Below are 23,877 nucleotides of genomic sequence, written 5' to 3' on the forward strand. Positions count from 1 at the left end.
AGTCCAACCCGTGAGCCATCGAGGGACCATCGGGCCGCGGCGCTCCGCTGACCGGTGCGCTGAGGGCCCGTCCGTGAGTGGCCGCCGACGGTCCGTCCGGGCGTGCTGCGTCGCTGACCGGCGCGCTGACCATCGGTCCGTGGGCGGTGGCCGACGGTCCGTCCGGGCGCGGTCCGCCGCTGACCGGCGCGCTGAGCGTCGGTCCGGAGACCGGTGCCGCGCTGCCCTGACCATGCGGCGCAGCGTCCGAAGTGGTCGGCGGCGGCGAAACATGGGCAGAAGCGGAGAAGTGCCCCGCCGCCGTAGATCCAGTGCGAGGCGGGATGTTCGGCCAGGGCTGGGCCCCGCCGCCATCCGGACCGGGCGCTGGTCGCGGAATCTGCGGCTGAGGAGGCTGGGGCGACTGCTGGTGGTACATCGGTGGGGCCGGCGGTGGCGTCACCACGCGGTCCGTCGGCCGGTAGACGCTCGGGTCGCCCTGCTGCGGTGCGGTCACCGGCGGGGCCGGCGGGAGCGGGAAAGCCTGCGGTGCGTCCCGGGGCACCGGCTTGCCACCGTGCACCGGAGCGTTCAACTCCTCCGGCGGCCAGAACGGCTCGACGTCCCGGTCGGGTGGCGTGCCGTTCGTACCCGGGACGTAGACGCGGTCGGCGTTCTCGTCCTCCACGGATGCGACCTCCCCGTATTTCCAAAGATTCGTACCTGAGTGCTAGTTCAGACTCGCACAACGGGTCATCCCGCGTACACCGCCCAGGCGCCGGGCTCGGTCCACCACGAGCGTTTGCGGTTCATCGTCCCGGCCACGCCGTCGTCGAGGAACTGCAGCTCGCCGTCGCGGGGCAGGACCGACACGGCGCGGCCCCGGGCCCGGCGCACCTCGACCCGTACCCTCGGCTTTTTGAACAGCTGCTTGACCAGCACCGGGACCGCCACCGCGACCTCGACCCGGCCGTCGGCCGGGTCCGGCTCGCCGAGCAGGGGCAGGCCGTCGAACTCGGCGTAGGCGCCCGCGTTGCCGATCGCGCAGGCGATGATCTGGTCGGTGCCGTCGGAGAGCACAGCATCATCGACCTCGATGCGACCGCGCCACGGCACCGCCTTTCCGGCGTCGTCGGCGCCGCCGACCAGTGCGCCGTCCACCGTCACCGAGCCGCCGTCGTTGCGCAACAGGTCAAGCCGCCGGACCGTGCCGCCGAGCACCGCAGCGGCGACTGCGGCCGGGTCGCGGGGCAGGCCGAGCTGGGCGGCCAGGTCGGTGCGGTTGGCCGGGTCGAGCGGCAGGATCGCCACCGGCGGCAGGTCCGGCACAGTGCGGTTCTCGGCGAGGTCCGCAGGGCGTTTGCTCGGCGGGGGCGCGTACCGCCGGACCAGCCGGCGCATCACCGCCCTGAGCTGGCCGTCCGTCGCCGTCGCGACGACCAGCCGCAGCTTGCTCTCCTGGTCGGGCCAGGACAGGCCGTCCGGCCGCGCCGGCGCGTCGAAGCGGGCGATCACCGCATCGATCTCCGCATCCGAGGATGCGGTCACGGTCTCGACCCGCGCGCCGGCCGCGGTGAGGGCATCCACGCACTTCAGCACCGGTACGCGCGGAGTGTCGCAAACCTCCTGCTCGGCGGAGCCGCAGCCGCCGCACGCCGCACCGCAGGCACCCGCGGCCGAGCCGCCACCCTCGGCCAGGCTGAGCACGATGACGTCGTACACGGCTCAGGCCTCGCTCAGCACCGAGTGCCGCTCGATGACTTCCTCGCGGCCCGGGCCGACGCCGACCACGGAGATCCGGGCGCCGATCCGTTCCTCGACGAACTCGACGAAGCGCTGGGCGTTGTCCGGCAGCTCCTCGAAGCTGCGGGCGCCGCTGATGTCCTTCTTCCAGCCGGGCAACGTCTCGTAGATCGGGGTGGCGTGGTGGAAGTCGCTCTGGCTGTACGGCATCTCGTCGTGCCGCACCCCGTTCACGTCGTACGCCACACAGACCGGAATCTCGTCCAGCCCGTCGTAATTGTCCAGTTTAGTCAGGGCGAAGTCGGTCACGCCGTTGATCCGCTGGGCGTACCGGCCCATCACCAGGTCGAGCCAGCCGATGCGGCGGGGGCGGCCGGTCGTGGTGCCGTACTCGTGACCGACCTCACGCAGATAGTCACCGACCTCGTCGTGCAGCTCGGTGGGGAACGGGCCCTCACCGACCCGGCTGGTGAACGCCTTGAGCACCGCGACGACCCGGTCGACCCGGGTGGGCGGGATGCCCGAGCCGGTGCAGGCGCCGCCGGCGGTCGCGTTGGAGCTGGTGACGAACGGGTACGTGCCGTGGTCGACGTCGAGCAGGGTGGCCTGGCCGGCCTCGCAGAGCACGACCTTGCCGTTGTCCAGCGCCTGGGAGAGCTCCAGCGCCGTGTCGGCCACCATCGGACGCAGCCGCTCGGTGTAGGAGAGCAGCTCGGCGATGACCTCGTCGGGCTTGATCGCGCTGCGGTTGTAGATCTTCGACAGCACCTGGTTCTTGAAGCTGAGGGCGGCTTCGACCTTCTGGCGCAGGATCGACTCGTCGAAGAGGTCCTGGATGCGGACGCCGAGCCTGTTCATCTTGTCGGCGTACGTCGGGCCGATGCCACGGCCGGTGGTGCCGATCCGCCGGGCGCCCAGGTAGCGCTCGCTGACCTTGTCCAGCGTGCGGTTGTACGACGCGATGACGTGGGCGTTCGCGCTGATCCGCAGGCGGGAGGTGTCGATGCCGCGCGCCTCCAGGCCGTCGATCTCCTCGAACAGCACCGCCAGGTCGACCACGACGCCGTTGCCGATCACCGGGGTGACGCCGGGGGTGAGGATGCCGCTGGGCAGCAGGTGCAGGGCGTATTTCTCGCCCTTGATCACGACGGTGTGGCCGGCGTTGTTACCGCCGTTGAACTTGACCACGTAGTCGATCCGGTCGCCCAGGAGGTCCGTGGCCTTGCCCTTGCCCTCGTCGCCCCACTGGGCGCCGACCAACACGATCACCGGCACTTGACTGACGCCTTCCGTTGACACACGTCGTACGCGGAGAGGCCCGGGTACTGCCGAAGTTTACGCGACGCGGCGCTCTGCCGCCCGCCGGTTATCCACAGCGTTGTCCACAGGGTGATATCGGTGCTTTGTGGACTTGTGGACGAGCGCGCGGGAGATCAGGGGCGGCCCGTAGGATCTGCGGCGTGCGTGTACTTCTGATCGGATCCGGCGGCCGCGAGCACGCCCTTGCCGTCGGCCTCGCCGCGGACCCCTCGGTGGAGCGACTGATCGCTGCCCCCGGCAACCCCGGCATCGCCGCGGTCGCCGAGCTGCGCGACGTCACCGCCACCGACCCGGCCGCGGTGGCCGCCCTCGCTGTCGAGGTCGCCGCCGACCTGGTGGTGATCGGTCCCGAGGCGCCGCTGGTGGCGGGCGTTGCCGACGCCGTGCGGGCCAAGGGCATCGCCTGCTTCGGCCCGAGCGCGGCGGCGGCCCGGTTGGAGGGCTCGAAGGCGTTCGCCAAGGACGTGATGGCCGCCGCCGGCGTGCCCACCGGCCGGTCCTACGAGTGCACCACGGACGCCGAGGTGGCAGCCGCCCTCGACGACTTCGGCCCGCCGTACGTGGTGAAGAACGACGGTCTCGCCGCAGGTAAGGGCGTGGTGGTGACCGACGACCGCACCGTGGCCGAGGAGCACGCGCGCGATTGCGGCCGGGTGGTCATCGAGGAGTTCCTCGACGGGCCCGAGGTGTCGCTGTTCGTGGTGACCGACGGCACAGCCGCGGTGCCGCTGATGCCGGCCCAGGACTTCAAGCGCGCCCTCGACGGCGATGCGGGCCCTAACACGGGCGGCATGGGGGCGTACGCGCCGCTGGCCTGGACGCCGGACGACCTGGTCGAGCGGGTCATGGCCGAGACCGTCCGGCCGACGCTGGCCGAGATGCGGGAGCGGGGCACGCCGTTCGCCGGGCTGCTCTATGTGGGGCTGGCTCTGACCGGCAAGGGTCCGAAGGTCATCGAGTTCAACGCGCGCTTCGGCGACCCCGAGACGCAGGTCGTGCTGGCCCTGCTGGCGACGCCGCTGGGTGAGCTGCTGCACGCGGCGGCGACGAGCACGCTGGCCGACTTCCCGGCGCTGCGCTGGCTGGAGGGCGCGGCGGTGACGGTCGTCGTGGCGAGCCACAACTATCCCGGCACTCCCCGGACCGGCGACGTGATCACGGGCGGCGAGCAGCCGGGTGTGATTCATGCCGGCACGGCCCGCCGGGAGGACGGTGCGCTGGTGTCGGCCGGTGGGCGGGTGCTCAGCGCGACCGCTGTCGGAGCGGATCTGGCGGGGGCCCGGGCGGCGGCTTATGCGCTGGTGGAGGGCATCACGCTGGAGGGCTCGCACCACCGGACGGACATCGCCCTGGGCGCGGTCGAAGGCCGCATCACCACCTGAGCTGACGGCATTGAGCCGGCCCACCTGGGCCAGGCGGCGCCAGCCCACCACCGGGTCGTTCGCGCCGTCGGGCCATCCGCGGCGCCAGGCCACCACCGGACCGGTCGGCGTCGGGCCGCCCGCGGCGCCGGGCCGCCCACCTGGGCGGGGAGCCCGGCCTGGGGGAAAACCCCCAGCTGAAGACGGCCGTCAGCCGGGTCCTTTCCGGCCCGCCCGCTGCATAGCGTGACTTTCCGTAGGCACCGACTACGGAAGGAGTCCGGATGATCGAGGCCCGGAATCTCACCAGGCGATATGGCCGGACGCTCGCGGTCGACGCGCTCAGCTTCGATGTGCGGCCGGGCAGTGTCACCGGTTTCCTCGGCCCCAACGGGTCGGGCAAGTCCACCACCATGCGGTTGATTCTCGGGCTGGACCGGCCCGACGCCGGTCAGGCCCGGATCGGTGGCCGCCGCTACCGCGAGCTGCGCTGGCCGCTGCGTGAGGTCGGCGCGCTGCTCGAAGCCAGGGCGTTCCACCCGGGCCGCACCGCCCGCAATCACCTGCTCGCGCTGGCCGCCGGCAACGCGATCCCGCGGGCCCGGGTCGACGAGGTGCTCGACGTGGTCGGCCTGAGCGGCGTGGCCGGGCGGCGGGCCGGGAAGTTCTCCCTCGGCATGGGGCAGCGTCTGGGCGTTGCCGCGGCGCTGCTGGGTGATCCGGCCGTTCTGCTGCTGGACGAGCCGGTCAACGGGCTGGATCCCGAGGGGGTCCGGTGGATCCGTGACCTGCTGAAGTCGCTGGCCGCGCAGGGCCGCACCGTTTTCGTGTCGAGCCACTTGATCAGCGAGATGGCGTTGACCGCCGAGCGGCTGGTGGTGATCGGCCGGGGGCGGCTGCTCGCGGACACGACCGTCGCCGAGCTGTCGGCCGGTTCGGCGTCGCTGGAGGATGCGTTCTTCCGGCTGACCAGCGCAGAGGTCGAATACCAGGGGAACACGACGACGGAGGCGACCGCATGACCACGCCCGCGATGACCCGCGTACCGGGCGGCCGTTACGGGCCCGCTCAGGTGGCCCGGATGGAATGGATCAAGCTGCGTAGCCTGCGTTCCACCTGGTGGACCCTGGCCATCACGGTCGCCGCGACCGTCGGGATCGGCGTCGCTGTGGGTCTGAACAGCCGGGACGCCTCCGTGGATCTGACCAACAACGCGCTGGCCGGCGTGGTCCCCGGTCTGCTGCTGGCCGGTGCGCTCGGCGTACTGACCATGACCGGCGAGTACAGCTCGGGGACGATCCGGGTCACGCTGGCCGCCGTACCGCGGCGCCCGCTGGTCCTGGCGGCGAAGGCCGCCGTGTTCGGGGCCGTGACCCTGGTCGTCGGGGAGCTTGCCTCCTTCATCGCCTTCTTCGCCGCCGCCGGCACCCTGCGCCCCGGGATCACGGCGCCCACGCTGGGCGATCCCGGCGTGCTGCGGGCGGTCGTGCTCACTGGGGCCGCGTCCTGCCTGGTCGGACTGCTCGGCCTGGGACTGGGCGCGATCATCCGGCACAGCGCGGCCGGAGTCGGGGTCCTCGTGGCCGGCGTGTACGTGGTCGTGCAGGTCATCGGGTTCGTTGCGCACAGTGCGGCGCCGTACATGCCGATTTTGATCCTGGCCAACTCGCTGAGCACGACCAGGCCGGTGACCTGTGGCACCGACGCGGCGTCCTGTCCGGACTTCCTGTCCCCATGGGCCGGGCTCGGCACGCTCTCCCTGTACGCGGCGATCGCCCTGGCGATCGGCGGCTGGCTGCTGGCCCGGCGGGACGCGTAGGCCGCCGCTCGCGAGAGAGGAGGATGGCGGCATGGGCATGTTCACCCCGCGCCAGGGCCGGGAGCTGTTGTTCTGCCTGGCCGGGCTGCCGTTCGCCGTGCTCAACCCGCTGGTGTTCTTCGTGCTCGCCGTGGATCTGACCTGGTTGGCAGCCGACAGCGGTCGGGGCAACCCGACCCTGGCCCACATGGCCGTCGCCGGGGTCTGCGTGGGACTGCTGCTCCTGCTGCTGGTGTCCACGGGGGCGGCCCGCAGCCTCGGCTCGTTGCCGCGCAAGCTCGCCGGCCGGCTGCTCAAGCTGCAGGTCGCACCGCCGCCGCCGATGCGGCGACGCCCCGGCGGCCGGAGCTGGCCCGGTCCGGGCCTGCGCGACGGCGCCGGCTGGCGGGTCGTGGCCTACCAGCTGGCCAAGCTGCCGGTCGGCCTGATCGAGCTGTACGCCGTGTTCTTCTGGATCGGCGGCCTGATCAACCTGAGTTACCCGCTGCTGTGGGGAGCGTTCCGTAACCACCCGCCCGGGGTCCGGCTCGGCCCGGTGCCGGTGTTCACGCCGTTCGGGCTGTTCGGTGACGGCACGTTCCAGGTCACGACCCTGCTCGGCACGTTCGCCGCCGCCGCTGCGGGAGCGGCGATGCTGCTGGCCGCCCCGTGGGTCACCCGGGCCGTCACCGCCGTCGACGCCTGGCTGATCCGAAGTCTGCTCGGACCCGGGCGGCTGGCCCAGCGGGTCCACGACCTGGAGCTGAGCCGGGCGCTGGCCGTGGACGACGCCGCCGCCCTGCTGCGGCGGCTCGAACGGGATCTGCACGACGGCGCGCAGATCCGGCTGGCCACGCTGGCCATGAACCTCGGCATGGCCCGGGAGAAGCTCGGCGCCGACGGCCCGGTCCCGGACGCCGCGGCCGCCCGTGAGCTGGTCGACGCCGCGCTGCGCGGCGCCAAGGACGCGCTCGGCGAGCTGCGCGGCCTGGTCCGCGGCATCCACCCGCCGGTGCTCGACAACGGGCTGGCCGACGCCCTCGCCTCGCTGACCGCCGACCGGGCGATCCCGGTCGAGCTGGAGGTCAGCATCCCGGTCCGGCCCACCCCGGCGATCGAGACCATCGCGTACTTCTGCGCCGCCGAGCTGCTGGCCAATGCGGCCAAGCACAGCTTGGCCGGCAAGCTCGCGGTCCGGGCAGCCGGTCAGCAAGACGTACTGCTGCTCAGCGTGGCCGACGACGGTACGGGCGGCGCCGACCCATCCGGGGGCAGCGGCCTCGCCGGACTGGCGCAGCGGGTCGCCGTGGTGGACGGCCGGCTCACAATCGTGAGTCCGCCCGGCGGCCCGACGAAGATCACCGTCGAGCTTCCGTTGCACGCATGAGGGCGCGGGTCGTGATCGCCGAGGACGCGGTCCTGTTCCGGGCGGGCCTCGCCCGGCTGATCGAGGACCACGGCCACCAGGTCTGCGCGGCCGTGGGTGACGGCGGCGCGTTGCTCGATGCGGTGGCCGAGCATCAGCCCGACGTCGTGGTGGCCGACATCCGGATGCCGCCGACGCATACCGACGAAGGGCTGCGCGCCGCGCTCGAGATCCGCCGCCGGCACCCGCGGACCGGGGTGCTGGTGCTGTCGCAGTACATCGAGACGAAGTACACGGCCCGGCTGCTGGAGGGCAACGCGGCCGGCGCCGGATATCTGCTGAAGGAACGGGTGGCCGACGTCGCCGAGTTCGCCGACGCGCTGGAACGGGTCGCCGCCGGCGGGACGGCGCTCGATCCCGAGGTCGTCGGCCAGTTGTTGCGGGCCAGCCGCCGGGCCGACGGTCTGGCCGCGCTCACCGCGCGGGAGCGGCACGTGCTGGCGCTGATGGCGGAGGGACGTTCGAACGCCGGCGTCGCCGATGCGCTGGTGGTCACCGGCGGAACCGTGGAGAAGCACGTCGCGGGCATCTTCGACAAGCTGGGACTGCCCCCGGACGAGGCCGACAACCGTCGGGTCCTCGCAGTGCTGCGATATCTCAGCTCATGAGCACGCCCCGCCGGAAGGAGTCCCGGCGGGGCGTTCAGCGAGCAGCGGTCAGTTCTTCGGGATGTCGAAGAGCTTGGCGACCTGGGCCGCCAGGCCGAGGTCACCCTTCGCCTTGATCTTGCCGGTCATGAACATCATCATCGGGTTGCCGTCGCCGGAGACCACCTTGAGGAAGGTCACCGGGTCCATCGTCATCGCCAGCTTGGGCTCGCGGACCGGCTGGTTGGTGACGGTGCAGGCACCGTTCTCGATCACGGTCTCGTAGGTGTCCGTGCCGCCGCCGGGGCCGCCCGTGATGTTCCAGTGGATGACGGCCTGGGTCGCGCCGGCCCGGTCCGCGCGGAACAGCGTCGGCATCCGGTTGAACACCTCATCCAGGATCTTGGTGCGGCTCTCGGAGCCCATGACCTCGGCGAGCTTCGAGTCCGGGGTGGACTTGACGAGCTGCGCGAACTCCTTCGGGCCGATCGTGTCGAGAGACTCGGGGCTGAATTCAGTCATCGGTGGACCTTTCGGGATGAGCGCCAGACCTACTCGCGAGTAACCCTAGCGATAACCGCGTAGTCCTGCAGTGTCTCAACCCCCCAACGTCTGTTGGACAGTGAGCCCCGTCTCTCCTAGACTCCCCAACATGTCTTTGGGAGATGCGCGTCGTCAGGCCCGGCTCCGGGCGATGGCCCATCCGGTCCGGCTGCGCATCCTGTCGTTGCTCACCGGTGCGTCGCTCACCGCCGCGGACGTCGCCCGCGAGCTCGGTCTCACCCACGCCAACGCCAGCTACCACCTGCGCAACCTGCTCAGCGCGGGATTGATCGTGCAGACCGGCGAGGAACGCATCCGCGGCGGCGTAGCCAAGCGCTACCGCTACGACGCCGAGCGCGACCGGGAGCGTGACCGCGAGACGATGGCCGGCCAGCAGCACGCCGACACGCAGCGGGCGCTGTTCGAGGCTGTGGCCAACGAGCTGGTGCGCCGCACCGCGGAGGCCGACTGGTCGGTGGGCGGCTCCATGACCGACGCCGAGCTCTGGGTCGACCCACAGGTCTTCCGCGAGATTCGCGACCGCATCGCCCAGGCCAGCCGCGACCTGCACGACGCGGCCAAGCCGCCGCGCACCCCCGGCACGGTCCGCACCAGCACGACCATCGCGATGTTCCGCATGGAGGAGCCGTGAGCGCCCTCGCCCCGCTGCGCCACGCCCCGTTCCGTTTCCTGCTCGCCGGCCGCACGATCAACTCGTTCGGCAACGCCGTCGCGCCGGTCGCCCTGGCCTTCGCCGTGCTGGACCTGACCGGCTCACCCAGTGATCTGGGCCTGGTCGTCGGCACGCGGGTGTCCGTCAATGTGCTGTTCCTGCTGTTCGGCGGGGCGCTGGCCGACCGGATGCCGAAACATCACCTGATGGTGGGCGCGAGCATCGCGGCCGCGGTCACCCAGGCAGCGGTGGCCGTGCTGGTGCTCTCCGGCGCGGCGACCATCCCGTGGCTGGTCGCCCTGTCCGCGGTCAACGGCATGGTGAGCGCGCTGGCCCTGCCGGCCTCGGCGTCGATCGTGCCGCAGCTCATCCCGGCGGACATCCGCCAGCAGGCGAACGCGCTGAACCGGCTGTTCTTCAACGGCGCCTACATCGCGGGTGCGCCGCTCGGCGGGATCCTCGTGGCGGGCGTCGGTCCGGGATGGGGGATCGCGGTCGACGCGGTGGCGTTCGCCCTGTCGGCTGTCGCCTTCGCCCTGCTCCGCATCCCAACGCCCGCCGCGCCAACGCCCGCCGCGCCAACGCCCGCCGCGCCAACGCCTGCCGCGCCCGCGCCTGCCGCGCCCGCGCCTGCCGCGCCCGCGCCTGCCGCGCCCGCGCCTACGCAAGCCGCGCCCGCGGAGGCCCCCGGGCCGGCTCGGAGCAGCATCTTCGCGGATCTGCGGGGCGGCTGGACCGAGTTCCGCCGCCGCACCTGGCTGTGGGTGGTGGTCGCCGGCTTCGGCGTGATCAACGCCTGCCTCAGCGGCGGCATGTCCGTCCTCGGACCGGTGGTCGCCGACGACACCGTGGGCCGCCGCGCCTGGGGTTTCGTGCTCGGTGCGCAGACCCTCGGCATGATGCTCGGCGCCGTCGTGGCCATGCGCCTCAACCTGCGCCGGCTGCTGCTGTTCGGGGTCGTCTGCACGATGTTCGAGGTTCTGCCCGTGCTCACCCTCGGCGTCGCCCCGCACCTCGGGTTGCTGCTGGCGGCGGCGTTCCTCGCCGGGGCCGGCGTCGAGCAGTTCTCCGTGGCCTGGGAGACGACGATGCAGGAGCATGTCCCCGCTGACAAACTCGCGCGCGTCTACTCGTACGACATGGTCGGGTCCTATGTCGCGATCCCCGTCGGTCAGGTCCTGACCGGGCCGATCGCCGGGGCCGTCGGCGTCGAGCCGACGCTCGTCGGCGCGGCCGCCGTGATCGGGCTGGCGGTCGCCGGCATGCTGGCCAGCCGGGACGTGCGTAACCTGCGGCACCACCGGCCGACGGACCCGGAGCCCGCCGGGGCCGCCATGGAAGAATCGGCGAAGTGAGCATCCCGAACGTCCTCGCCAGCCGCTACGCGTCCGCCGACCTCGCCGACCTCTGGTCGCCGGAGGAGAAGATCCGGATGGAGCGCCGGCTGTGGCTCGCGGTCCTGCGGGCCCAGCGCGATCTCGGCGTCGCGCTCCCGGACGGGGTCGTCGAGGCGTACGAGGCAGTGGTCGACGATGTTGATCTCGCGAGCATCGCGGCGCGGGAGCGGGTCACCCGGCACGACGTGAAGGCCCGCATCGAGGAGTTCAGCGCGCTCGCCGAGCACGAGCACATCCACAAGGGCATGACCTCGCGTGACCTCACCGAGAACGTCGAGCAGTTGCAGATCCGGGCCTCGCTGGAGCTGGTGCGCAGCCGGATCGTCACCACGCTGGCCCGGCTGACCGAGCTCGCCCTGGAGCACAGCGACCTCGTGCTCACCGGACGGTCGCACAACGTCGCGGCCCAGGCGACCACGCTGGGCAAGCGGTTCGCGAGTGCGGCCGAGGAGCTGCTGATCGCGTACGAGCGCCTGGACGACCTGCTCCGCCGTTATCCCCTGCGCGGCATCAAGGGTCCGGTCGGCACCGCCGCCGACCAGCTCGATCTGCTCGACGGCGACGCGGAGAAGCTGGCCGAGCTGGAGCGCAAGGTCGCCGCGCATCTCGGCTTCGAACGGGTGCTGACCAGCGTCGGCCAGGTCTATCCCCGCTCGCTGGACTTCGACGTGGTGTCCGCGCTGGCCCAGGTGGTGGCGGCGCCGTCGTCGCTGGCCACCACGATCCGCTTGATGGTCGGTCAGGAGCTGGTCACCGAGGGTTTCAAGGCCGGCCAGGTCGGCTCGTCGGCGATGCCGCACAAGATGAACACGCGTTCGTCGGAGCGGGTCAACGGCCTCGCGGTGATCGTCCGCGGCTACCTGTCGATGGTCGGGGAGCTGGCCGGCGACCAGTGGAACGAGGGTGACGTCTCCTGCTCGGTCGTGCGCCGGGTGGCCCTGCCGGACGCGTTCTTCGCCACCGACGGCCTGTTCCAGACGTTCCTCACCGTGCTCGACGAGTTCGGCGCGTACCCGGCGGTCATCGCCCGCGAGCTGGACCGCTTCCTGCCGTTCCTCACCACCACCAAGCTGCTGGTCGCCGCCGTGCGCAAGGGCGTCGGCCGGGAGGTGGCGCACGAGGTGATCAAGGAGCACGCGGTTGCGGTGGCGCTGGCGATGCGGGAGAAGGGCATTGCGGAGAACGACCTCTTCGACCGGCTGGTGGCCGACGGTCGCCTGCAGCTGTCGCGGGCCGAGATCGACGCCCTGGTGGCGGACCGGGCGGCCTTCGTGGGCGCGGCTCCGGCCCAGGTCCGGGCGGTCGCGGAGCGGGTGGCGGCGATCGTGGCGCAGCACCCGGAGGCGGCCGAGTACACGCCGGCGGCGATTCTCTAGCAGGTAGGTGATGCCGTCAGGGGGCGGCGGAGCGGGTCTCACCGCCCCCCGACGGAATTCTCAGACGCCCGCGACCGAGGTGATCCACGCCCGGTTGTAGGCGACGCTGGCGTAGTACTGCCGGCTCTGGCCGTCCGCCGTCGAGGCCACGCCGACCTGCGCGCCGTTGTAGACCTGGGGACCGCCGGAGTCGCCGCGCCACGCGTTGCCGTTGATCGCGGTGGAGCCGATCGCCCGGCCGCCGTACGCGTCGGTCTGGTTGGTCGAGGTGACCCGGACCGAGGCGGTCTTCAGCGTCGTCGAGGCGCCGCAGCCGCTGTAGCAGGTCTGACCCCAGCCGTAGAGCGAGTTGGTCGATCCCACCGGCGGGTACGCGCTGGACAGCGGCATGTACGTGGTGGAGACCGAGCTGCTGAGCCGCATCAGGGCCAGGTCGTTCTGGGTGGTGGTGGAGCTCACCGTACGGGTGACCCCGCCGGACGTACGGCTGACGCTGCCGACGCGCACCGACATCGAGCCGCTGATGCAGTGCCGGGCGGTCAGCACGTAGTTGGCCGAGATGATCGTGCCGGAGCAGGTGAAGCTGCCGTTGCTGAACACCGCGGCGGCCCAGGGCGCCGACGCGACGGTGCTGCCGCCGATGATGAGGTCCGGTCCGGGCTCGACGGCGTTGGCGGCGGCGGGGGCGGCCAGGATGCCGGTCAGGGCGGTGGCCAGAGAGGCGACGACGATGCGGATGCGCACGCCGGGCTCCTTCCGAAAGTTCTGTCGATGGGGGGATGCATCGAACTTGATCGACTGAACGCTATGTCCGGCGGAGCGGCGGGACAAGACTCCAATTGACACCTATCACCGTGTGATGGGGATGGTCGCGTAGGGTGAGCCGGCGACACCTTTGGGTGATCTTGCCGTGGTGGAGATCACGGTCGAGATTCGCTGCTCAACGGCCCTCCCGTCGGCCTGCCGACACCGGCCGATGGGTCGATCGGGAGTCGTACAAGGTAGGCTTTGGCCGCTCGCCCCTTAGAGGGCCACCCAACTGCGCACCTACACAGTCAGGAGTGCCCGTGGCTCGCGTCGTCGTCGACGTCATGCTCAAGCCGGAGATCCTCGATCCGCAGGGCCAGGCAGTCGCCAACGCGCTGCCACGGCTCGGGGTCAGCTCCATCTCCTCCGTACGCATCGGGCGCCGCATCGAGATCGAGTTCGACGGTGAACCCGACCTCGAGACGGCCCGTGAGATCGCCGACAAGCTGCTCGCCAACCCGGTCATCGAGGACTTCTCGATCCGGGTCGACGAGCCTGCCGGTGACGCCGCTCTCGAGAGCGCGTGACCATGCGGATCGGAGTCGTCACCTTCCCCGGTTCGCTCGACGACGGTGACGCGGCCCGCGCCGCGCGCATCGCCGGCGCCGAGGCCGTCCGTCTCTGGCACGGCGACCCGGACCTGCACGGCGTCGACGCCGTGGTCCTGCCCGGCGGTTTCTCCTACGGCGACGCTCTGCGCTGCGGCGCGATCGCCCGGTTCGCCCCGGTCATGGAGTCCATCGCCGACGCCGCCCGCGGCGGCCTGCCGGTGCTCGGCATCTGCAACGGCTTCCAGATCCTCTGCGAGGCCCACCTGCTGCCCGGTGCGCTCACCCGCAACCAGCACCTGCACTTCCGCAACCGCGACCAGCACCTGCGCGTCGCCAGCACGTCGACGGCCTGGACCAACGGCTTCACCGAGGGCCAGGAGATCCTGATCCCGGTGAAGAACGGCGAGGGCTGTTTCGTCGCCGACGAGCGCACTCTGGACGAGCTCGAGGCCGAGGGCCGGATCGTCGCCCGCTACACGCGCGGCAACCCGAACGGCTCGCAGCGCGACATCGCCGCGATCACCAACGCGGCCGGCAACGTGGTCGGCATCATGCCGCACCCGGAACACGCGGTGGAGGCGCTCACCGGTCCGTCGCTCGACGGCCTCGGCTTCTTCACCTCAGCCCTGCGGTACCTGGCCGGGTCGGCCGCGGGCGGGCAGCTCACAGGGGGAGCCCAGCGATGACCACCCAGCACGACACGGCGACCAGCGGCGCGACAGCGCCCCCGGAGGTGCCGCAGCAGCCGGCCAGCGCCAAGCCGAGTGGCTTCGCCGCCACCGACGTGCTGATCAACCAGTTCGACGGGGGTCCGGACACCGTCGAGCGGGCGCTCAACACCGGTGACGAGCTCCAGCCGCACACCGAGCTCGGCCTCAAGGACGACGAGTACGACCGGATCCGGCAGATCCTCGGCCGCCGTCCGACCGCGTCCGAGCTGGCGATGTATTCGATCATGTGGAGCGAGCACTGCTCCTACAAGTCGAGCAAGGTGCACCTGCGCCAGTTCGGCGAGAAGGCCCCGCAGAACACCAGGATGCTGGCGGGCATCGGGGAGAACGCGGGCGTTGTGCAGATCTCCGACGAGATCGCCGTCACCTTCAAGGTCGAGTCGCACAACCACCCGAGCTTCGTGGAGCCGTACCAGGGTGCGGCCACCGGCGTCGGCGGCATCGTCCGCGACATCCTCGCCATGGGTGCCCGCCCGATCGCGGTGATGGACCCGCTGCGCTTCGGCGCCGCGGACCACCCGGACACCGCGCGGGTGCTGCCGGGCGTGGTCGCCGGCATCGGCGGCTACGGCAACTGCCTGGGCCTGCCCAACATCGGCGGCGAGATCGTCTTCGACCCCTGCTACCAGGGCAACCCGCTGATCAACGCGCTGAGCATCGGCGTGCTGCCGGTCGAGCGCCTGCAGCGCAAGGAGGCAGCCGGCGTCGGCAACGTCGTCGTGCTGCTCGGCGCCCGCACCGGTCGCGACGGCATCGGCGGTGTCTCCGTGCTGGCCTCGGCGACCTTCGACGAGGGCGCCGAGCAGCGCCGCCCGTCGGTGCAGGTCGGCGACCCGTTCATGGAGAAGCTGCTGATCGAGAGCTGCCTCGAGCTGTACGACGCGGGCCTGGTCGTCGGCATCCAGGACCTCGGCGGCGCGGGCCTGACCTGCGCGCTCACCGAGACCGCGGCCGCGGCCGGCACCGGCATGCGGGTCTACCTCGAGCGGGTGCCGCTGCGTGAGGCCTCGATGTCGCCGACCGAGATCCTGGCCAGCGAGTCGCAGGAGCGGATGCTGCTGATCGTCGCGCCGGAGAAGCTCGACGAGGTGCTCAAGGTCGCCGAGAAGTGGGGCGTCTGGGCCACCAACATCGGTGAGGTCACCCCCAGCCAGACCGACGGCCAGCCCGGCCGCCTGGTGATCAGCTGGAACGACCACATCGTGGTGGACGTGCCGCCCGGCTCCCTCGCCGACGACGGCCCGGTCTACGCCCGGCCGATCCGCGAGCCCGCCGACCTGATCCTGCTGCAGGCCGACCGGGCCGAGACGCTGCCGCGTCCGTCCACCCCGGACGAGCTGCGCGAGACGCTGCTGCGCATGATCGCGTCGCCGAACCTGTGCGACAAGAGCTGGGTCACCGAGCAGTACGACCGGTACGTGCTCGGCAACACCGTGCTCGCCCAGCCCGAGGACGCCGGCGTGCTGCGCATCGACGAGCGCACCGGGCTCGGCGTGGCGCTGTCGGTGGACGGCAACGGCCGTTACACCCGGCTCGACCCGTACGAGGGTGCCCGGCTCGCGCTGGCTGAGGCGTACCGCAACGTCGCCGTCACCGGCGCCGAGCCGATCGCCGTCACCGACTGCCTGAACTTCGGCTCGCCCGAGGATCCGGCTGTCATGTGGCAGTTCGCCGAGGCCGTCCGTGGCCTGGCGGACGGCTGCCAGCAGCTCGGCATCCCGGTCACCGGCGGCAACGTCAGCTTCTACAACCAGACCGGTGCCGCCGCGATCCACCCGACCCCGGTGGTCGGTGTGCTCGGCATCCTCGACGACGTCGCCCGCCGTACCCCGATGGGCTTCCCGCCGCCGCCGACCACGGACGGCGACCTGCTCTTCCTGCTCGGCGACACCGGGTGCGAGCTGTCCGGCTCCGAGTGGGCGTGGGTCACCCACGGCCACCTGGGCGGCCGCCCGCCGGAGGTGGACCTGGCCCACGAGCAGGCACTGGGCCGGCTGATGGCGCAGGCCTCGGAACGCGAGCACATCGTCGCGGCGCACGACCTCTCCGACGGCGGTCTCGCCCAGGTGCTGGTCGAGTCCTGCCTGCGGCGCAACGTCGGCGCGCGGATCAAGCTGCCGGAGCACGACACGAGCGTCACGCCGTTCGTCTGGTTGTTCAGCGAGTCGGCTGGACGCGCGCTGGTCGCCGTGCCGCGCGGGCACGACAAGGCCTTCGTGGCGCTGGCCGCGGAGCACAACGTCTCCTGCGTGCAGATCGGTGTCACCGCGGAGGAGCCGGTCCTCGACATCCACGACCAGTTCACCGTCGGGCTGGACGAGTTGCGGGCGGCCTTCACCGCCACGATGCGCAACCTCTTCGGCGGGCCGGCCGAGGGCGTCACCCGGCAGATCGCCGCCGTGGTGGAAGCCGCCGAGCTCTCCGCTAAAGAGCAGGCCGAGCTCTCCGTTAAAGAGCCGGACGCGGCCGGGGACGACGGGGGCACGGGACCATCGGTCACGCTGGAGATCAGCGAGCCCGCCCACCCGGCATCCGGACCGGCCGACGAGGTCGCGGACCTGCCGGGCCGATCCGGTACGGACGCCGCGGAGGCGGGCGGTCCGATCGACGCCGAGCCGGCCGCGACGAAGCCGGACGAAGAGCCGGACTCGAAGGCCTGACGAAGCGCGGCGACCGCCGCACCGAGCACTGATCAGCGCGCCACGGCTGGGCACCCGCCCGGACGTGGCGCGCTGCTGTGACCGGCTCTATATCCTGCTGCGGTGCTGTTACCCCTGCCGGCCGGCGACTTCCGGGCCTACCTGTTCGACTGCGACGGGACCATCGCGGACTCCATGCCCGTGCACTACCTCGCCTGGCAACAGGCCCTCAAGGAGTGGGGCGCGGTGCTGCCCGAGGACCTCTTCTACGCCTGGGGCGGGCGACCTGTCGCCGAGATCATCGCCGATCTGAACGAGCAGCAGGGCCTGAGCATGCCGGTCGAGATTGTCGCCGCCCGCCGGGAGGTTCTCTTCCAGGAGTTGCTGCCGACCGTCAGCGCTGTTCCGGGAGTGCTGGAGCACATCGACGAGGCGCACCGGCGGATTCCGTTCGCGGTGGTGTCCGGCAGCACCCGCGAGTCCGTCACCGCCTCGCTCAGCACCCTGGGTCTGCTGGAGAAGTTCGACGTGCTGGTCTGCGCCGGTGACTACCCGCGGGCCAAGCCGGACCCGGGGGCGTTCCTGCTGGCCGCCGAGCTGCTGCGGGTGCCGCCCGGCGACTGCCTCGTCTTCGAGGACACCGACCTCGGCATCCAGGCGGCCACCGCGGCGGGCATGGCCGCCGTGCGGGTTCCGCCGCCCTGGGAACGCTGAGCGTCAGCCCAGGACGGCCGGGCGCAGCACGTCCTCGCACCACTGCCGGAAGGTGGTCGGTGTGGTCGCCTGCGGGGTACGGGGCTCGGCGTTGTCCAGGCCGGCGTCCTTGGCCTGCCACATCTCCAGCGTGGCCTGCGCCATCGGCTCGGACATCCCGCGCCCGAGCAGGCCGGCCCGCAGGTCCTCGCCGGGTATCCGCTGGAACCGGATCGGGCGGGCCAGCACCTCGGACATGACGGCGGCCATGTCCTCGTACGACAGGTCCTCGGGGCCGAGCACCGGCACGCTGCCCGGGCCGCTCCAGGAGTCGTCGAGCAGCAGGTCGGTGGCGACCGCGGCGATGTCCCGGGTGGCGCAGGACGGGAACTTGCGGTCGCCGGCGATCGGTGCGACGAACACGCTCCGGTTCTTGAGGGCGTCGACCTGCCGCAGGATGTTGTCCATGAACGAAGGCATCGTCAGCGCGCGGTAGCTCACGCCCGTACCGGCGATCAGGTCGTCCATCGCCAGCGACGCGGTGACCAGCCCGGCCTGACCGGCCACCGCTGTTCCGCGGCCGAGGGCCGAGACGCCGACCACGCGCGCGACTCCCTGGCTGGTGAAGGCCTCGCACGCGGGCCGGGTGAAGTCCACATAGGCGGCGGTCGCGCTGCCGGCCCGCGGGTCCGGCGGGACCAGCCAGAGGACCGCGTCGGCGCCGGCGAAGGCCTTGGCGACGACGTCGGCGTCCGCGTGCGATCCGGCTACGACGTCCAGGCGGTCCCGGGTCTCCGCGGGTAACCGGGACGGGTCGCGGGCGATGACGCGGACCGGGGCGCCCCGGTCGAGCAGGTTCCGCACGACCTGGCGGCCGATGTGGCTCGTGGGTGCTGTCACAACGATCATGGACTTCAGTCAACGCCGCCCCGCCAGGCAACTGAAGGACCGATCCGGTCGCCATTGATACTCTGCCGATATGAATGACCTGGAGGTTCGGCAACTCCGGTACTTCGTGGCGGTGGCCGAGGAGCTGCACTTCGGGCGGGCGGCCGAGCGGCTGGGCATGGCGCAGCCGCCGCTGTCCCGCGCCATCCGGGAGCTGGAACGCCAGCTCGACGTGCGGCTGCTGGAGCGGACGACGCGGCAGGTCGCCCTGACTGCGGCCGGCGAGGTGCTGCTGCGTGATGCCCGTACGGCGCTCGACGCGGTGACCGCGGCCGGCCGCCGAGCCCGGCACGCCGGCCGGGTCGCGCCGGGGCTGCGGCTCGCGTTCAAGGCCGACTACGACTCCGGCCTGCTGCCGCAGATCCTGGCCGCCTATCAGCGGGAGACGGCCGCGGTCCCGGTGGAGCTCGTGCTGGGCGGTCCCTGGGAGCAGGCCCCAGCCGTACGCGACGGGCGAGCCGACGTGGCGCTGCTGCTGGCGCCGTACCTGGATCCGGATCTCGACGTCGAGTCCCTGCTGACCGAGCCTCGCGTCGTCGCCCTCGCCGCCACGGATCCGCTGGCCGACCAGCCGGCGCTGTCCCTGAGCGATCTGGCCGGCCGGAAACTCCCGGACGGATCACCGGCCGACCGAGGCGGCTTCCGCAGGCCACCGGCCGAGGTGAGCGGGGCCGGACTGGACCTCGCGCAGATCTTCAACCTGGTCGAGCTGGGCAGCATCGTGTGGTTCCCGCCGCGCTCGGTCGCCCGGCGCCATCCGCGACCCGGTCTGGTCTATCGCAGTGTCGAGGACCTGCTGCCGGTCACGCTGGCTGTCGCGTGGTCACCGGAGTCGCACTCGCCGGCGGTGGCTGCCTTCATCCGCGCCGCCGTCGAGGTCGCGGGCACCGTCGAGTAGGACGAAGGGCCGGCCCGTCGGAACGGGCCGGCCCTTCGCTGCGTTGCTGTGGCGCGTCAGTCCTCAGGCCAGTCGTTCGGCCGGCGCTGAACCGGGCGGCCACCGTCCCGCGGCGGCCCGCCGTGCCGGCCACCCTGCTCCGGACCGTAGTAACCGGTCTGGTCGGCAGCGCCGCCGGCGTAGTTGCCCTGGTCGCCGTAGCCACCCGGCGGCGGCTGCTGGCCCCGGCCGGCAGCCGGCTGCTCGTAGCCCTCCGGCCGCCCGTACGTCGCCCGCGGGTCGTAACCCGGGTCGCCGCCGTAGCCGCCACCACCGGCCGGAGCCGGAGCTCCGTAGGCGCCGCCGGCCGCACCGCCGTACGTGCCACCGCCCTGAGCCCCACCATAGGTGCCACCACCAGCGGGCGGGCCGTACGCGTTGCCGCTGTCGATCCCGCCGGCTGCGCCACCCCAGCCGCCGTAGCCGGCTTGGTCGGCCGGCTCAGCAGCAGCACCGTAGGAACCGCCCTGATAGGGCGCTGCGTGACCCGGATCGGCGTACTCGTCGCCGCCCTGCGGGTAGCCGGCGTTCTGGCCGTAGCCCGGCTCCGCGGCGCCGTAACCGCCCTGGTCGCCGTACCCCGCCTCGGCCGGGTAGCCGCCTGCTGGTTCCGGCCTGTACATACCGGTCGGCTCGTCGTAGCGCTGGGCGGGCGGCTCGTAGCCACCCTGCGCGCCGTAGCCGGCCTCGTCGTAGCCGGCCTGGTCGGCGTAGCCCGCGGGCTGACCCGGGCCGTAGCCGCCGCCGGCATACCCGTGGTCGTCCTGGTCGGCGTAGCCACCCTGCTGGGCCGGAGCCGGAGCGCCGCCGTACTGGTTGGCCGCGCCGTAGCCCGGGGCAGCCTGCGCGGCGCCGTACGTGCCTGCTGCACCGGCTGCGCCTGCGGCACCGTAAGCGCCTGCCGCACCGGCTGCGCCCGCGGCACCGGCCGTGCCCCAGCCACCGGGTGCGTTGTATCCGCCGCCCTGGGGCATCGGCGCACCGTACGGGTCCGGGAACTCGTCGACCGGCGGGGCCTGGTGGATCATCGTCGGGGCGTCCGCCATGGACGGTGCGCCCGAGCGGGGCGCGATCATCGTGGCGTCACTGACCCGGCCACCCGCCGGAGCGGCGAGGCGCGTCTCGTCGGCGCCGCCGTACCGTCCGGCCGGGGCCGCGGCCGGGACTGCGCCGCCGGCTGCCGCGCCGTCGTCATCGGGGTCCTCGTTGGACTTGCGGCGCATCAGCACCAGCACGATCGCGCCGATGCCGGCCGCCACCAGCAGGCCGCCGAGGATGATGAACAGCAGCGAACCGGAGCCCTCGTCGGAGCCGGACTTGGGCGCGGCGTCGATAGCCGCCGCGGACTCGTCGGCCGCCGGCTCGGACGCCTCGTCGGTGGCCTCGTCGGTCGGTTCCGTGGTGACGGTGGGCGAAGGGGACGGGCTGGAAGGCGTCGGCGCTGTCTTCGACTTGAGCGTCAGCGGCACGGTGATCGACTTACCGGCTGCGCCCTGGGCGTTCTTCGAGGTGAGCTCGTAGCCGTCCTTGGTGGCACCGACCGCCATGGCCCCCACGGCGATGGGCTTGCTGTCCGACGACGTGAACGAGTAGCCACCGTCACCGTTGGTGTTGGTCTGGTACTGGTGTCCCTGGCTGTCGCGCAGGCCGACCAGCGCGCCGGAGACAGCCTTGCCGTCCTGGTCCTTGACCCGGCCGCTGACCTGACGCACCGTCTGCGGCTTGTCCGGGCCGCGCACGGTGACTTTCCTGCTGTCGCTGTCGCTCTTGTCGCCGACAGAGGCGGTCACGGTGACCGTGATTTCCTTGGTCTCACCCGGTGCGACCGTGGGGGCGACGAGCTTGGTCGAGAAGGTCCTCGGCGTCCCGGGCGCGACCTGCTGCTCGAAGCTGCACCCCGGCTCGCACTTCATGCCGGGCGCGTTGACCTGGACAGTGACGCTGGGGCTGCCGGGCTTGTTCTGGATCGCGTAGCCGATGGTGGTAGAGCCACCGGACGTGATGTCGGCGGGCTCCAGACTCACGACGGAGATCGACGGGTCATCGGCCCGGGCGGCTGAGGGTGCGACGACGAGAACGCCACCGACCAGCGCCAGGAACGCACCGGCCTGGAGAGCCCTGGCTCGTAGGTGCGTTGTCACGTCCACCGCCTTCCGGGTCGCACGGGCCTCGGGCTGCCTTCGAAATGCCCTATGGATCCCGCGACGAGTACACACCGTCGGCCACTATGCCCTGTCGTAGGTCCTCCGCGCGACCCAGGGCCGCCGGGTTCTTGTCCAACCAGGGGTCGTATTGTCCCGACGTGTCTCCTGCGCACAGTAATTCCGAGCCCGTCGGCGCCGCCCTGGACGCGCTCGACCGCGGCGATGAACCGGAGCGGACGGTGCTGCGTGACGCCGTGCGCGCGCTGCTGAGCGAGTTGGCGCGAACCGCGCCGGGCCGATCGGTGGAGGTCCGTATTCCACCTTTCGGTGCGATTCAGTGTGTCGCCGGGCCGCGGCACACCCGTGGCACACCGCCCAATGTGGTGGAGACCGATCCGATGACCTGGCTGCTGGTCGCCTCCGGGAGGCTGACCTGGGCCGATGCGATGGCCTCGGGACGGGTGCGGGCCAGTGGGATACGCACAGATCTCACTCCGTACCTCCCTGTGCACCCGAGTTGAGTGGTCTCCGTCTCGCGTACACTGGGCCGTCGGAACAGACCAGCAAGTCCAGCAGATCAGCATGAGGGAGCAAGCGCGTGCCCCGAGGCGACGGCCGGTTGACCGACGATCTCGACCCCCAGGACCGCGGACCCCAGGATGCTTGCGGCGTCTTCGGTGTCTGGGCCCCGGAGGAAGAGGTCGCGAAACTCACCTATTTCGGGCTCTTCGCACTGCAGCACCGAGGGCAGGAAGCAGCGGGCATCGCCGTCAGTGACGGCTCGGGCGTGGTGGTCTACAAGGACCTCGGCCTGGTCTCGCAGGTCTTCGACGAGCCCACCCTGGCGAGCCTGCGCGGGCACCTGGCCATCGGCCACACCCGCTACTCGACCACCGGCGGCTCGAACTGGGAGAACGCCCAGCCCACGATCCGGGCCACCACCGCCGGCACGACGATCGCGCTGGCCCACAACGGCAACCTGGTCAACACCTCCGAGCTCGCCCGTGAGGTCGCCGAGCGCGGTCTCGAGGCCGACATGGGCACCTCGGACACCGCGCTCGTGACGACCCTGCTGGCCAGCCGCCCGGACCTGTCGGTCGAGGCCGCGGCGCTCGAGGTGCTCCCGCGGCTGCGGGGCGCGTTCAGCTTCGTCTTCATGGACGAGAGCACGCTGTACGCCGCCCGCGACGCCCAGGGAGTGCGCCCGCTGGTGCTCGGCCGGATGGAGCGCGGCTGGGCCGTGGCCAGCGAGACCGCCGCCCTGGACATCGTCGGGGCCAGCTTCGTCCGCGAGGTCGAGCCCGGCGAGATCATCGCGATCGACGAGCACGGCCTGCGCTCCACCCGGTTCGCCGCGCCGGAGCCCAAGGGCTGCCTCTTCGAGTACGTCTACCTTGCCCGTCCGGACACCACGATCGCCGGCCGCAACATCTACTCGGCGCGGGTGGAGGTGGGCCGCAAGCTCGCCAAGGAGCATCCGGTCGAGGCCGACCTGGTCATCGGCGTCCCGGAGTCCGGCATCCCGGCCGCGATCGGCTACGCCGAGGCCTCCGGCATCCCGTACAGCGCCGGCTTCATGAAGAACGCCTACGTCGGGCGCACCTTCATCCAGCCCTCGCAGACCATCCGCCAGCTCGGCATCCGGCTCAAGCTCAACCCGCTGCGCGAGGTCGTGCGAGGCAAGCGGATCGTGGTGATCGACGACTCGATCGTGCGCGGCAACACCCAGCGGGCCCAGATCCGGATGCTGCGCGAGGCCGGCGCCCTCGAGGTGCACGTCCGCATCTCCTCGCCGCCGGTGAAATGGCCGTGTTTCTACGGCATCGACTTCGCCACCCGCGCCGAGCTGATCGCCAACGGCCTGGAGATCGACGGCATCCGCCGCTCGATCGGCGCCGACTCGCTCGGCTACGTTTCGCTGGACGGCCTGGTGCAGGCGACCGAGCAGCCGAAGACACGCCTGTGCATGGCCTGTTTCGATGGTCAGTACCCGATCGAGCTGCCGGCCGGTCACCTGATCGGCAAGCACGTGCTCGAGGGCGTGGGCAAGCGGGCCTCGCTGCCCACCACGACCGCCCAGGCCACCAACGCTGCGGTGGCCGGTCTGGAGCGGGAGTATGAGGACGAGCAGTATGCCGAGGGCGAGCGGGAATCCGCGGAACCCCTGGTGGGCAGCCCGGGCGGCGTCGACGCCCTGCGTCGCCCGTAACCGCAGGACCGCTGG

At 71.9% G+C, this 23,877-nt stretch carries 22 protein-coding genes; 16 read left to right on the forward strand and 6 right to left on the reverse strand.

What is annotated here, in order from left to right; translation table 11 throughout:
- The first annotated feature begins 77 nt into the window (after positions 1-77).
- Positions 78-230, forward strand: coding sequence for a hypothetical protein (locus ACWEOZ_RS06225; RefSeq protein WP_451909665.1), 153 nt, complete (start codon positions 78-80; stop codon positions 228-230).
- Positions 231-732: 502 nt separating this feature from the next.
- Here the strand turns inward: ACWEOZ_RS06225 and ACWEOZ_RS06230 are convergent.
- Complete coding sequence (locus ACWEOZ_RS06230) at positions 733-1,701, reverse strand: hypothetical protein (protein ID WP_451909666.1); 969 nt, start codon at positions 1,699-1,701, stop codon at positions 733-735.
- Between the two features lie 3 nt (positions 1,702-1,704).
- Entirely contained in the window at positions 1,705-2,997 is a 1,293-nt protein-coding gene (locus ACWEOZ_RS06235) for an adenylosuccinate synthase (protein ID WP_451909667.1), read from the reverse strand.
- Positions 2,998-3,182: 185 nt separating this feature from the next.
- Between ACWEOZ_RS06235 and purD the strand changes: the two genes are divergently transcribed.
- The 5 genes from purD to ACWEOZ_RS06260 all read left to right on the forward strand — a co-directional run bounded on the left by purD (position 3,183) and on the right by ACWEOZ_RS06260 (position 8,235).
- Positions 3,183-4,424 carry a phosphoribosylamine--glycine ligase gene (gene purD, locus ACWEOZ_RS06240; protein ID WP_451909668.1) on the forward strand — a complete coding sequence of 414 codons (1,242 nt, stop codon included), beginning with the start codon at positions 3,183-3,185 and terminating at the stop codon, positions 4,422-4,424.
- Positions 4,425-4,687: 263 nt separating this feature from the next.
- A complete protein-coding gene (locus tag ACWEOZ_RS06245) occupies positions 4,688-5,425 on the forward strand; it encodes an ABC transporter ATP-binding protein (protein ID WP_451909669.1) in 738 nt (245 codons plus the stop codon).
- Positions 5,422-6,222 (forward strand): ABC transporter permease subunit, encoded by an 801-nt coding sequence (locus tag ACWEOZ_RS06250; RefSeq protein ID WP_451909670.1) that lies wholly within the window; start codon positions 5,422-5,424, stop codon positions 6,220-6,222. The genes ACWEOZ_RS06245 and ACWEOZ_RS06250 overlap by 4 nt, the downstream gene beginning before the upstream one ends.
- 31 nt (positions 6,223-6,253) lie before the next feature.
- Entirely contained in the window at positions 6,254-7,588 is a 1,335-nt protein-coding gene (locus tag ACWEOZ_RS06255; RefSeq protein ID WP_451909671.1) for a sensor domain-containing protein, read from the forward strand.
- The gene (locus ACWEOZ_RS06260; RefSeq protein ID WP_451909672.1) at positions 7,585-8,235 is read left to right on the forward strand and encodes a response regulator transcription factor; all 651 of its coding nucleotides are present in this window, start codon (positions 7,585-7,587) and stop codon (positions 8,233-8,235) included. The genes ACWEOZ_RS06255 and ACWEOZ_RS06260 overlap by 4 nt, the downstream gene beginning before the upstream one ends.
- Before the next feature lie 48 nt (positions 8,236-8,283).
- Here ACWEOZ_RS06260 and ACWEOZ_RS06265 read toward each other — a convergent pair whose 3' ends face one another.
- Positions 8,284-8,736 (reverse strand): SCP2 sterol-binding domain-containing protein, encoded by a 453-nt coding sequence (locus ACWEOZ_RS06265; RefSeq protein ID WP_451909673.1) that lies wholly within the window; start codon positions 8,734-8,736, stop codon positions 8,284-8,286.
- A 130-nt stretch (positions 8,737-8,866) separates the two neighbouring features.
- Between ACWEOZ_RS06265 and ACWEOZ_RS06270 the strand changes: the two genes are divergently transcribed.
- Genes ACWEOZ_RS06270 through purB form a run of 3 tightly spaced genes read left to right on the forward strand, consistent with a single transcriptional unit; the run spans position 8,867 to position 12,203 of the window.
- Positions 8,867-9,409: an ArsR/SmtB family transcription factor gene (locus tag ACWEOZ_RS06270; protein WP_451909674.1), complete on the forward strand. Its 543-nt coding sequence runs from the start codon at positions 8,867-8,869 to the stop codon at positions 9,407-9,409.
- The gene (locus ACWEOZ_RS06275; protein ID WP_451909675.1) at positions 9,406-10,785 is read left to right on the forward strand and encodes an MFS transporter; all 1,380 of its coding nucleotides are present in this window, start codon (positions 9,406-9,408) and stop codon (positions 10,783-10,785) included. Before ACWEOZ_RS06270 ends, ACWEOZ_RS06275 begins: the two co-directional genes overlap by 4 nt.
- Entirely contained in the window at positions 10,782-12,203 is a 1,422-nt protein-coding gene (gene purB, locus ACWEOZ_RS06280; protein ID WP_451909676.1) for an adenylosuccinate lyase, read from the forward strand. Before ACWEOZ_RS06275 ends, purB begins: the two co-directional genes overlap by 4 nt.
- Positions 12,204-12,263: 60 nt before the next feature.
- Here the strand turns inward: purB and ACWEOZ_RS06285 are convergent, their stop codons facing one another.
- A complete protein-coding gene (locus ACWEOZ_RS06285; protein WP_451909677.1) occupies positions 12,264-12,947 on the reverse strand; it encodes a S1 family peptidase in 684 nt (227 codons plus the stop codon).
- Positions 12,948-13,270: 323 nt separating this feature from the next.
- On the opposite strand from ACWEOZ_RS06285, the gene purS reads away from it, so the two are divergent.
- The 4 genes from purS to ACWEOZ_RS06305 all read left to right on the forward strand — a co-directional run bounded on the left by purS (position 13,271) and on the right by ACWEOZ_RS06305 (position 17,645).
- Positions 13,271-13,537 (forward strand): phosphoribosylformylglycinamidine synthase subunit PurS, encoded by a 267-nt coding sequence (purS, locus tag ACWEOZ_RS06290; RefSeq protein WP_360546940.1) that lies wholly within the window; start codon positions 13,271-13,273, stop codon positions 13,535-13,537.
- Positions 13,534-14,247 (forward strand): phosphoribosylformylglycinamidine synthase subunit PurQ, encoded by a 714-nt coding sequence (gene purQ, locus ACWEOZ_RS06295; RefSeq protein ID WP_451909678.1) that lies wholly within the window; start codon positions 13,534-13,536, stop codon positions 14,245-14,247. The genes purS and purQ overlap by 4 nt, the downstream gene beginning before the upstream one ends.
- A complete protein-coding gene (gene purL, locus ACWEOZ_RS06300) occupies positions 14,244-16,952 on the forward strand; it encodes a phosphoribosylformylglycinamidine synthase subunit PurL (RefSeq protein WP_451909679.1) in 2,709 nt (902 codons plus the stop codon). Before purQ ends, purL begins: the two co-directional genes overlap by 4 nt.
- Positions 16,953-17,054: 102 nt before the next feature.
- Positions 17,055-17,645 (forward strand): HAD family hydrolase, encoded by a 591-nt coding sequence (locus ACWEOZ_RS06305; RefSeq protein WP_451909680.1) that lies wholly within the window; start codon positions 17,055-17,057, stop codon positions 17,643-17,645.
- A gap of 3 nt (positions 17,646-17,648) precedes the next feature.
- On the opposite strand, the gene ACWEOZ_RS06310 is transcribed toward ACWEOZ_RS06305, so the two are convergent.
- Positions 17,649-18,533 carry an NAD(P)H-binding protein gene (locus tag ACWEOZ_RS06310; RefSeq protein WP_451909681.1) on the reverse strand — a complete coding sequence of 295 codons (885 nt, stop codon included), beginning with the start codon at positions 18,531-18,533 and terminating at the stop codon, positions 17,649-17,651.
- 70 nt (positions 18,534-18,603) lie between these two features.
- Here ACWEOZ_RS06310 and ACWEOZ_RS06315 point away from each other — a divergent pair, with 70 nt between their 5' ends.
- Entirely contained in the window at positions 18,604-19,470 is an 867-nt protein-coding gene (locus ACWEOZ_RS06315) for a LysR family transcriptional regulator (protein WP_451909682.1), read from the forward strand.
- A gap of 56 nt (positions 19,471-19,526) precedes the next feature.
- On the opposite strand, the gene ACWEOZ_RS06320 is transcribed toward ACWEOZ_RS06315, so the two are convergent.
- Positions 19,527-21,650, reverse strand: coding sequence for a carboxypeptidase regulatory-like domain-containing protein (locus tag ACWEOZ_RS06320; RefSeq protein ID WP_451909683.1), 2,124 nt, complete (start codon positions 21,648-21,650; stop codon positions 19,527-19,529).
- A 161-nt stretch (positions 21,651-21,811) separates the two neighbouring features.
- On the opposite strand from ACWEOZ_RS06320, the gene ACWEOZ_RS06325 reads away from it, so the two are divergent.
- Together ACWEOZ_RS06325 and purF are read left to right on the forward strand one after the other, a co-directional pair.
- A complete protein-coding gene (locus ACWEOZ_RS06325; protein ID WP_451909684.1) occupies positions 21,812-22,174 on the forward strand; it encodes a sterol carrier family protein in 363 nt (120 codons plus the stop codon).
- A gap of 77 nt (positions 22,175-22,251) precedes the next feature.
- Positions 22,252-23,862 (forward strand): amidophosphoribosyltransferase, encoded by a 1,611-nt coding sequence (gene purF, locus ACWEOZ_RS06330; protein WP_451909685.1) that lies wholly within the window; start codon positions 22,252-22,254, stop codon positions 23,860-23,862.
- Positions 23,863-23,877 lie beyond the last annotated feature (15 nt).

It is taken from the genome of Actinoplanes sp. NPDC004185 (genome assembly GCF_053603475.1).